General features: G+C 70.9%; 11 protein-coding genes. 8 read left to right on the forward strand and 3 right to left on the reverse strand.

Translation table 11 applies throughout. The features are described from left to right. Together KGQ19_RS45630 and KGQ19_RS45635 are read left to right on the forward strand one after the other, a co-directional pair. Positions 1–438 (forward strand): molybdopterin dinucleotide binding domain-containing protein (locus tag KGQ19_RS45630; protein WP_307856713.1); only part of this gene is annotated, 438 nt, incomplete at its 5' end. A gap of 105 nt (positions 439–543) precedes the next feature. Then, on the forward strand, positions 544–1,719 hold the full coding sequence (locus KGQ19_RS45635; RefSeq protein ID WP_212021369.1) for a baeRF3 domain-containing protein: 1,176 nt from the start codon (positions 544–546) through the stop codon (positions 1,717–1,719). 48 nt (positions 1,720–1,767) lie between these two features. Here KGQ19_RS45635 and KGQ19_RS45640 read toward each other — a convergent pair whose 3' ends face one another. After that, the gene (locus tag KGQ19_RS45640; RefSeq protein WP_212021370.1) at positions 1,768–2,463 is read right to left on the reverse strand and encodes a type 1 glutamine amidotransferase domain-containing protein; all 696 of its coding nucleotides are present in this window, start codon (positions 2,461–2,463) and stop codon (positions 1,768–1,770) included. Positions 2,464–2,696: 233 nt separating this feature from the next. On the opposite strand from KGQ19_RS45640, the gene KGQ19_RS45645 reads away from it, so the two are divergent. From KGQ19_RS45645 to KGQ19_RS45655, 3 genes are read left to right on the forward strand one after another with little or no spacing between them, the layout of a single operon-like run. Next, a complete protein-coding gene (locus tag KGQ19_RS45645) occupies positions 2,697–3,017 on the forward strand; it encodes a Smr/MutS family protein (protein WP_230420447.1) in 321 nt (106 codons plus the stop codon). 58 nt (positions 3,018–3,075) lie between these two features. Then, positions 3,076–3,747: a class I SAM-dependent methyltransferase gene (locus KGQ19_RS45650; RefSeq protein WP_212021372.1), complete on the forward strand. Its 672-nt coding sequence runs from the start codon at positions 3,076–3,078 to the stop codon at positions 3,745–3,747. 5 nt (positions 3,748–3,752) lie between these two features. Then, positions 3,753–3,959: a hypothetical protein gene (locus KGQ19_RS45655; RefSeq protein ID WP_212021375.1), complete on the forward strand. Its 207-nt coding sequence runs from the start codon at positions 3,753–3,755 to the stop codon at positions 3,957–3,959. Here the strand turns inward: KGQ19_RS45655 and KGQ19_RS45660 are convergent. After that, positions 3,926–4,468 carry a hypothetical protein gene (locus KGQ19_RS45660; RefSeq protein WP_212021377.1) on the reverse strand — a complete coding sequence of 181 codons (543 nt, stop codon included), beginning with the start codon at positions 4,466–4,468 and terminating at the stop codon, positions 3,926–3,928. The two genes, KGQ19_RS45655 and KGQ19_RS45660, sit on opposite strands and share 34 nt — an antisense overlap. A 143-nt stretch (positions 4,469–4,611) precedes the next feature. Here KGQ19_RS45660 and KGQ19_RS45665 point away from each other — a divergent pair, with 143 nt between their 5' ends. Both KGQ19_RS45665 and KGQ19_RS45670 read left to right on the forward strand, forming a co-directional pair. After that, a complete protein-coding gene (locus KGQ19_RS45665) occupies positions 4,612–5,175 on the forward strand; it encodes a TetR/AcrR family transcriptional regulator (RefSeq protein ID WP_212021384.1) in 564 nt (187 codons plus the stop codon). Then, positions 5,172–6,617, forward strand: a complete 1,446-nt coding sequence (locus KGQ19_RS45670) for an MFS transporter (protein ID WP_230420449.1) — start codon at positions 5,172–5,174, stop codon at positions 6,615–6,617. The genes KGQ19_RS45665 and KGQ19_RS45670 overlap by 4 nt, the downstream gene beginning before the upstream one ends. Positions 6,618–6,694: 77 nt before the next feature. Here KGQ19_RS45670 and KGQ19_RS45675 read toward each other — a convergent pair whose 3' ends face one another. After that, on the reverse strand, positions 6,695–7,387 hold the full coding sequence (locus KGQ19_RS45675; RefSeq protein ID WP_212021379.1) for a TetR/AcrR family transcriptional regulator: 693 nt from the start codon (positions 7,385–7,387) through the stop codon (positions 6,695–6,697). A gap of 112 nt (positions 7,388–7,499) precedes the next feature. Between KGQ19_RS45675 and KGQ19_RS45680 the strand changes: the two genes are divergently transcribed. Beyond that, on the forward strand, positions 7,500–8,072 hold the full coding sequence (locus KGQ19_RS45680; protein WP_212021381.1) for a YbhB/YbcL family Raf kinase inhibitor-like protein: 573 nt from the start codon (positions 7,500–7,502) through the stop codon (positions 8,070–8,072). The last annotated feature ends 176 nt before the right edge of the window (positions 8,073–8,248 follow it).

Consider the following 8,248-nt stretch of genomic DNA (forward strand, 5'->3'; position numbering starts at 1 on the left):
ATCCCCGCCCCCGGCACCCTCCTGCTGGGCACGATGCGCTCGCACGACCAGTGGAACACCACCATCTACAGCGACGACGACCGCTACCGCGGCATCAAGAACCTGCGGACACTGGTGTTCATGAACCAGAAGGACATGCGCGAGCGGGGCCTCGCGCAGTTCGATCCGGTGGACATCACAGCCACGTCCAAGGACGGCTCCCAGCGCACGCTGAACCGCTTCCTCGCCGTCCAGTACGACATCCCCCGCGGCTGCGCCGCCGGGTACATGCCCGAGATGAACGTGCTGGTCGGGATCAAGGACTTCAGCGCGCAGAGCGACCAGCCGCTGATGAAGAACTTGAAGGTGACGATCGAGCGGTCGAGGCAGGAGGCCGGGCCGGAGTCGAACGTGGTGACGGCGCAGGCGCCGGAGGCGACGACGGTCGCGGCGCAGTAGCGCGGGCCTTCGCCACCCCCGACTTCGGCTGAGCGCCCGGCCGAACAACCACACGAATGGATTCAGCGGCAGGTAGCCACCGGCCACCGGGGCGACAGTGGCCAGGTGGACATCTCCGAACTGACGCCCGAGACCCTGGCCACGCTGCGCGCCCCGCGTCCGTATCCGGCGATCACCTTGGTCATGCCGGCCGACCCGAAGGCGCCCTTCAGCGAGAAGGACCGCATCCTGCTGCGCGGGCTGTGCACCGAGGCGCAGCGGCAGCTGGCCGAGGATCCGGACGTCGAGCGCGAGGTGCGGCTGGCGCTGCGCGACCACAAGCTCTCCCCGGAGGCCATCGCCGACCTGGTCGACCCCGGTATTCCTGCCGGGGAGCTGGTCGTCTACCTCAGCGCCGCGGAACCGACGCAGGTCTGGCAGGTCCCCACCGACGCCGAGGTCCTGCCCCGCGCCGAGTTCGCCGACCGCTACCTCACCCGCTACCTGGCTGCCGCAGAGCAGCGCTCGTGGCCCTACCTGGTACTGGTCCTGGACCAGGAGATGTGCCGCCTGTTCCGCGGCACCGCCACCCGCCTCCATGAGGTGAAGGCCTACGGCTTCCCCGACGCGCCGGCCATCCCGTCCCCCGAGGACGCCGTCCCCGGCCCGATCCCGCGGGCCCAGCCCTATGAGGGACACGAGGAGTACGTGAAGCAGTACCTGCGCATCGTCGACAAGAACCTCGGCCGCGCCCTCAAGGCCCACGACGGCCTGCCGGTGTTCGTCATCGGCGGGGACAAGATCCTCGCGGCCTTCCTGGGCCTCACCACCCACGGCGACCACCTCGCCGGCACCCTCCCCCTCACCGGCATGGACACGGACACCCCCGCCGACCTGGCCCGCCGCATCGCCCCGACCGTCGAGGCCTACCGTGCCGAGCAGGTCGCCGAGGCGGTGAACGAGCTGGCCGACGCCCGCTCCCAGAACAAGTACGTCGGCGGCCCGGCAGAGGTCTGGACGGCGGTCGCCGACAAGCGCGTACACCGCCTGCTGGTCGAGGAAGGACTCCTGATCGCCGGCAAGACCGACGCCGACGGCCGCGAGCTGACGACGGTGCCCTACCCCGAGCCGGTCACCCTGCCCCAGCCGAAGGAGGACTTCGAGCCGCCGGAGCCGGGCGTGGCGACGGACATCGTCGAACAGCTGGTGGAGGACGCCGCGGAGAGCGGGGCGCTCGTCCTGTTCGTGCCGGACGGGACGCTGAGCGATGCCGCCGGGGTGGCGGGGGTACTGCGGTATTGAGGTGCCGCGGTTGAGGTGCCGCGGTATTGAAGTGCTGCCGAAGCACTTCTACCGCCCCAGCGCCTCCAACATATCGGCGGCAATCCGCCCCGAAGACTGCGGATTCTGCCCGGTGTGCAAGTTCCGGTCGGTCTCCGTATGCGGCTGGAACGCCGGCCCCTCCATGAAGTCGGCCCCCAGCTCCACCAGGCTGTCCTCCAACAAGTACCGCATGTTGTCGGCAAGCCCGCCCTGCCGCTCCTCCTCATCGGTGTATCCCGTGACCCGATACCCGGACACCGTCGGCGTCCCGTCATCGCGCCGCGCGGCCAGCAGCGCGGCGACGCCGTGGCAGACGGCGCCGACCGGCTGGCCGGCGGCGAGTGCCTGGGTGATCAGCTGGCCGGCCACGCGGTCGGTGGCCAGGTCCTCCATCGGGGCGTGGCCGCCGGGGACGAAGACCGCCTCGTAGCCGCCCGCCTCGACGTCGTCCAGGACCAGCGGCGTGCGCAGGTCGGGGATGTGGTCCAGGTCGGCGCCGTCCTGGGCGGTGAGGCTGCGGGGGTCCGGCTGCGGGACGAGGCCGTCCGGGGTGGCGAACTTGACGTCGAACCCGGCCTGCGTGAAGGCGTGGTAGGGCACCAGCAGTTCCTCGGCCCAGAAGCCGGTGGTGAGGAGCGTGCCGTCCTTCATCGTCAGCTGGTGCGCGCTGCTGACGATGAACAGGATCCGGGGGCGGCCGGCAGCGGCAGATTGTTCAGACATATGCCCAGGCTCGCAGCCGGGGCGCCGCGGGCAACCCCACGGCGCCGTCCGGGTCAAGACCCTGGTTCCCGACCCAGGTCAAGGCCCTGGTTCAAGATCGGGTTGAAGGTTGCGCCGGTGATCAGCCTCACGTCGAGGTTGAGGGTTGCGGATTCACGTTCAGCTTCAGGTCCAACCTGTTCCCGCCCAGCCGCCCCTCGCCGGAGTCGGCGGCGGTTGGTCCCGGGGACCCGATGCGGGACGATGGACGCCACCGGAGCAACGTCCGCCTGGCCACCCCGCCACCGACCACCCGGAAGGCCGCCGCGATGGAGACCCTCGACCTGCACGGCGTCTTCCGCGACGACCGCGCCATCTACCGCACCGTCCAGCAAGCCCTCTTCCGCTGCTCGGCGACCGGCGTGGACGTCCTGGAGATCATCCCGGGCCGCGGCTCGGGCACCCTGAAGCGCCGGGTCCTGGCGTTCCTCAACCAACAGCAACTGCGCCGGCTGTACGCCCGGATCGAGGAGGACCCGAACAACGCCGGACGGATCCTGGTGCGCTTCCGGTAACCGCGGTTGTTACACGGCATGCTGAACCGATTGTTGGACAAACCGCGTCTGACCTGATGTGACGGACTACTGGAACCTCAACGTCGCGCACCACGCCCGCATCCTGCGCGCGATGCCGCCGAACTGCCGCTCGGCGCTGGACATCGGCTGCGGCGACGGCCTGCTGGCCCAGAAGCTGGCGGCACGGGCGAAGTGGGTCGTGGCCCTGGACACCTCGCCGGAGATGGCCGAGCAGGCCCGGCGGCGCACCGCGGGCCTGGACGTCGAGGTGGTCGAGGCGGACTTCCTGGCGGCGGTCCGCGACGGCGTCCTCCCCCGCCGCTCGTTCAGCTTCGTCACCTCGGTCGCCGCGCTGCACCACATGGACCCGGAAGCGGCACTGCAGACCATGGCGTCCCTGCTGGAGCCGGGCGGCCGGCTGGCGGTGGCCGGCCTGGCGATGAGCCGCTCGGCCCTGGACTGGCTGATCGCCGCCGCCCAGATGCCGCTGGTCCAGACCATCCGACTCGCCCACGGCGGCGCCTCGGGCCCGGACGGCATGCCGGTCAGCTTCGACGCCATCCCCTCGTGGACCCAAGCCCGCACCACGGCGCTGGAGGCGCTGCCCGGAGCGCGCTGGCGCCGGACGCTACAGCTGCGGTACCTGATCGAGTGGACCGCGCCGCCTGCTCCCCGGCTCGTCACCGCGCACACGCTGCGCAGCACAATGGATCACCCTCCGCTGCCCTGACGGGCATGCCGCAGCCGACCCTGACCGAGTTCGCGTTCACGGCCGGCGACTACGGCCCCGACCACATCGCCGCGGCGGGGGTCGAAGCCGATCTGCGGGACGGGATCGCCACCACATGCACAAAGCACTGCGTTAGTGCTGTTATCGGAGCTATCGGCGCCCGATTCGAGGACACAGGTCACGGAGATATCGGCGAGATGGTGCCGGTCTGAGTCAGGCGCCCCTCCACCACCTGACCGTTCCCGACCACGTAGTACCCGTCATAGACCTTCGTCGACCCGTCGTCCTGCAACGCGGCGAGGTGGATGTCGACCGTGTTCCCCTGCTCGCCGGTGATGGTCAGGGTGTCGTGGGCGGTGCCCGCGAAGCCTGCGGCGAAGTCGCTGTAGGTGAAGCCGAGGTTGTCGCCGCCCAGCTTCCAGGCCGTGGCGTAGTCCTGGGCGTTGATCGCCGCGTAGAACGCCGAGACCACGGCTGCCGGATCCTGCGCGGTGGGGGTCGGCACGACGACCGGGACCCGCACCGTCTGCGTCACGGTCGGCGCGGGGGCCGGGGCCGGTGTGGTCGAGTGCGGGGATGTCGAGGGTGTCGAGGAGGTCGAGGAGGTCGAGGTCGGCGACGGCGAGGCACTCGGCTGGCCCGCCGAACCGGTCGTGGCGGACGCGCAAGCGCCCGCGCTGAACCCCAGCACCACAACCACCGCGATGAACCGGGCGCGCATAGCGTCACCTTCTTCAGGTGCCCGCCGACGGATCACTGTCCATCCTCCCCCTCCTCACGCCGTATCGCACCTCCTCGCCCCTCGGTTAGTTACTTGTTAGTGAGTAGTAACATGCCAGCATGGCACCCCCATCACCGCGCAAGATGACCGCCGACGAGCGCCGGGCCCAGATCCTGGCGATCGCCGCGGAGGAGTTCGCGCTCGGCGGGCTGCACGGCACGTCGACCGAGGCCATCGCGCGCCGCGCCGGGATCACGCAGGCCTACGTGTTCCGGCTGTTCGGGTCGAAGAAGAACCTCTTCATCCAGGTCGTGCGCGCGGCGTTCGGCCAGCTCACCGAAGCTATGCGCACCGCCGCCGGCGACAGCGGCGGCCTGGCCGCGCTGTCGGCGATGGGCCAGACCTACGACGCGCTCCTCACCGACCGGACCGCGCTCCTGCTCCAGCTCCAGGGCTTCGCCGCGGCGAGCGATCCGGAGGTGCGGGACGCGGTGCGCGAGAGCTTCGCGGGCATGTGGGAGCTAGTCTCGGGCACGACCGGGCTGGATCCGGTGACGGTGAAGACGTTCCTGGCCTTCGGGATGCTGCTCAACAACGGCGCCGCGCTGGCCGTGCGCGAGGTGGACGACGAACCGTGGGCGCTGGGCGTCCGCACCCGGATCCAGCCGGGCCTGTTCACCCACATCACCGACGAGACCAACCGATGACCTCCTCCGAGGGCAACGCCCAAGGGGACACCCCAGGGAACTCCCAGGGGGACTCTCGCGAGAACTCCCTCCCCCGCGCCCTCCTCCTGATCGGCGTGGTCATGGCGGTCGTCGGCAGCGTCGGCGGCCCGCTGATCACCAGCGTGGCGACCACGCTGCACGTCTCGCTCGCCGCCGCGCAGTGGACGCTGACCGTGTCCCTCCTCACCGGCGCCGTGTCAACCCCCGTACTCGGCCGCCTCGGCTCCGGCGCGCGCCGCCGCCCCGTGGTGCTGGGCACGCTCGGCGTCATCGTCGCCGGCAGTGTTCTGACAGTCCTGCCGCTGCCGTTCGGCGTGCTGCTGGTGGGACGCGCGGCCCAGGGCTGTGGCCTGGCGCTGGGTCCGCTGATGATGGCTTCGGCCCGCGAGCACCTGCCCAAGGCACGGGCCGCGTCGACTATTGCGATGATCTCCGTGGCATCGACGGCCGGTGTCGGCTTCGGCTATCCGCTGGCCGGCTATCTGACCGACGTCGGCGGGATCCGGCTCGCCTACGCGGCCGCGCTCGGCCTGGCGGCTCTCGCCTTCCTCGCCGCCCTCCGCTTCTTCCCGGCTTCGAATCAGCCGGTCGCCCCGGCACCCGACGCGGCGGCCAGCTTGCTGCTCACCGCCAGCGTGTCGGTGCTGCTGCTGGTCCTCGGTGAGGCGAGTCTTTGGCAGCATCACCTGGCGCTGGCGGTCGGCGGCATCGCAGCCGGACTGGTGTTGCTGGGCGCCTGGACGCTGCGCGAGCGCGCGCTCCCCACGCCGCTGGTCGATCTCCGGCTCCTGCGGCACCGGGCGGTCGCCGGGGCGAACGCGGCGATGCTGGTAGCCGGGGTCGGGATGTATCTGCTGCTGTCGTGCATCACGCGGTATGTGCAGACGCCGCGGGTCGCCGGGTACGGATTCGGCCTGAGCACCTTCACCGCGGGGCTGTTCCTGGTCCCGTTCTCGGTGGTCGGGTTCGTCGCGGGGCGGCTCAGTCCTTGGCTGCGGGCCCGGCTGTCGGCGGCGGCGCTGGTCACCGCGGCGACGGCTGTCGTGATCGCGGCGTTCGCGCTGTTCGCCGTGGCGCGCGGCACGATCGCCGGGCCGCTGGTGTCGATGACGCTGCTCGGGCTCGGCGTCGGGGCGTTCTCCGCGGCCATGCCCGCCGTGATCCTCGAGGTGACGCCGGCGCGGGAGACGGCGAGCGCCATGGGCGTCAACCAGGTCGTGCGCAGCATCGGGTTCTCGCTCGGCAGCACCCTCAGCGCCCTGCTGCTCGCGGCGCACACGAACCCCGGTGCCCTGTTCCCCGCCGACGAGGGCTTCACCGCCGCGGCCTGGATCGGCGCCGTCGTCACCGCGCTCGCGCTGGGCATCAGCTTCACGCTGCGCCCGCGGCGAACCGTGGTCGCGACGGCGACGGCGCCGTGAGTGTCGCCATGATCATCGGCGTGCGCCATGCCACCCACAGGTCACCCACAGGTCACCCACCGGTCTGTCGCCTCGATCTACCGTCCGCCGAGCAGGCCGATCAGTACCCGCGTCACGACGCGATCGAACTGCGCGTCGGGATCCGTCGCCTTCCCGGTAGCCCGCGAAGCCAACGCCGCCGCCACATGCGGATGATCGCCGGCCTTCACTATCTGCGCGGCATACTCTGATTTGGCCTGCCGCCGCTCCGAATCCGTCAGCCCGATGGCCCGCCGTCCGAGCTCGGCTCGCGTCAAAGCCCCGACGAGGGCCAGCATGACGGCGACGGCCTCGATCGCCGTCTCCGGCTCCACCGACGCCGCTGCGCACGCCGCCAGCGCGTGCTCCAGGAAGTCCGTGGCCCGTGGCCCGAGGGGAATCTTCGCCTCGATCCCGTCGAGAAGCCACGGATGGGCGCGGTACCTCTCGCGGGCCTCACGAGCCAGCGCCAGCAGGTCTTCGAGCCAGTCGCCGGCGCCGAGTCCGTCGTACGAGACCTCCCCGTTGACCTGGTCGACCATCAACTCCAGCAGCTCGTCCCGCGTCGCCACATAGCGGTACAGCGACGCCGGCGCCGCGCCCAGGGAGTCGGCCACGGCCCGCATCGTCACCGCGGCCAGACCGTCGGCGTCGGCCAGTGCCACCCCCGCCGCGGCGATGCGTCCCCGGTCGAAGGCCGGGGACGGGCCCCGGCCGGTGCGCTCCGGGCGGAGCCAGATGCTGACGGCCAAGCGAGTCTCCTTTGCGAGTCTCCTTTGCGAACGCTGTTTGCAGTAGGTATGGTAGCCCGCGGCTACTGCGAACGACGATCGCAGTTGTGGCGGACCCGACAAGGAAGCGACCATGGCGATACTGGGAACCCTGCTCAAGAACAAGCGCGCCGGCGATGCGAAGCTGGCCTGGAACCTCCCCGCCCTGGCCGGGCCCGACACGCTGGAACTGAAGAGCACGGCCTTCGCCCACAACGGCGACATTCCCAAGCTCCACGCCGGAAAGCTGGTCGGCGGCAAGGACCGCTCCCCCGCGCTGGCCTGGACCGGCGTCCCCGAAGGCACGGCCCAGCTCCTGCTCGTCGTCGAGGACGTCGACGCCCCGACCAGCGCACCGGCCGTCCACTGCGTGGCGCTGATCGACCCGGCCCTGGAAGGACTGCCCGAGGGCGCCCTCACCGCGAAGAGCCCCGCCGCGGGGACCCGACCCCTCCGATCGCAAATCGGCCGCGGCTACCACGGCCCCGGCCCGATCAAGGGTCACGGCCCGCACCGTTACGTCTTCCAGCTCTTCGCCCTCGGGAAAGCCATCACCGAAACCGCGGACGGCGGCGCGCTCGACAAAGCCAAGCCCCGCGCCGTGATCGCCTCGGCGACCGGCGAAGTCCTGGCCCGAGCGCGCCTCGACGGCCTCTACGAACGCTGACAGAAAGAGACCGGCCCGGCGTTCAGTGGTCGAAGGCTCAGCTCATGCCCGCAGGGACCCCTTGGGCTCAACCATCTAGCTAGCGCTGTGTCGGGCAACGTTTGCCCGGTAGTTCGCGACGTGCCGGTCGCCGAATGGGATCGGTTCCCGGCTGGTGCTGCGGGATTCTGGAACTG

This window comes from Catenulispora pinistramenti (assembly GCF_018274385.1).
GTDB classification, from domain to species: Bacteria; Actinomycetota; Actinomycetes; order Streptomycetales; family Catenulisporaceae; genus Catenulispora; species Catenulispora pinistramenti.

Bases quoted from the DNA above. Each gene is read 5' to 3' on its own strand.
- KGQ19_RS45640 (WP_212021370.1), bottom strand. From the start codon at position 2,463: ATGTCTGAACAATCTGCCGCTGCCGGCCGCCCCCGGATCCTGTTCATC.
- KGQ19_RS45645 (WP_230420447.1), top strand. From the start codon at position 2,697: ATGCGGGACGATGGACGCCACCGGAGCAACGTCCGCCTGGCCACCCCG.
- KGQ19_RS45655 (WP_212021375.1), top strand. From the start codon at position 3,753: ATGCCGCAGCCGACCCTGACCGAGTTCGCGTTCACGGCCGGCGACTAC.
- KGQ19_RS45660 (WP_212021377.1), bottom strand. From the start codon at position 4,468: ATGCGCGCCCGGTTCATCGCGGTGGTTGTGGTGCTGGGGTTCAGCGCG.
- KGQ19_RS45665 (WP_212021384.1), top strand. From the start codon at position 4,612: ATGACCGCCGACGAGCGCCGGGCCCAGATCCTGGCGATCGCCGCGGAG.
- KGQ19_RS45670 (WP_230420449.1), top strand. From the start codon at position 5,172: ATGACCTCCTCCGAGGGCAACGCCCAAGGGGACACCCCAGGGAACTCC.
- KGQ19_RS45680 (WP_212021381.1), top strand. From the start codon at position 7,500: ATGGCGATACTGGGAACCCTGCTCAAGAACAAGCGCGCCGGCGATGCG.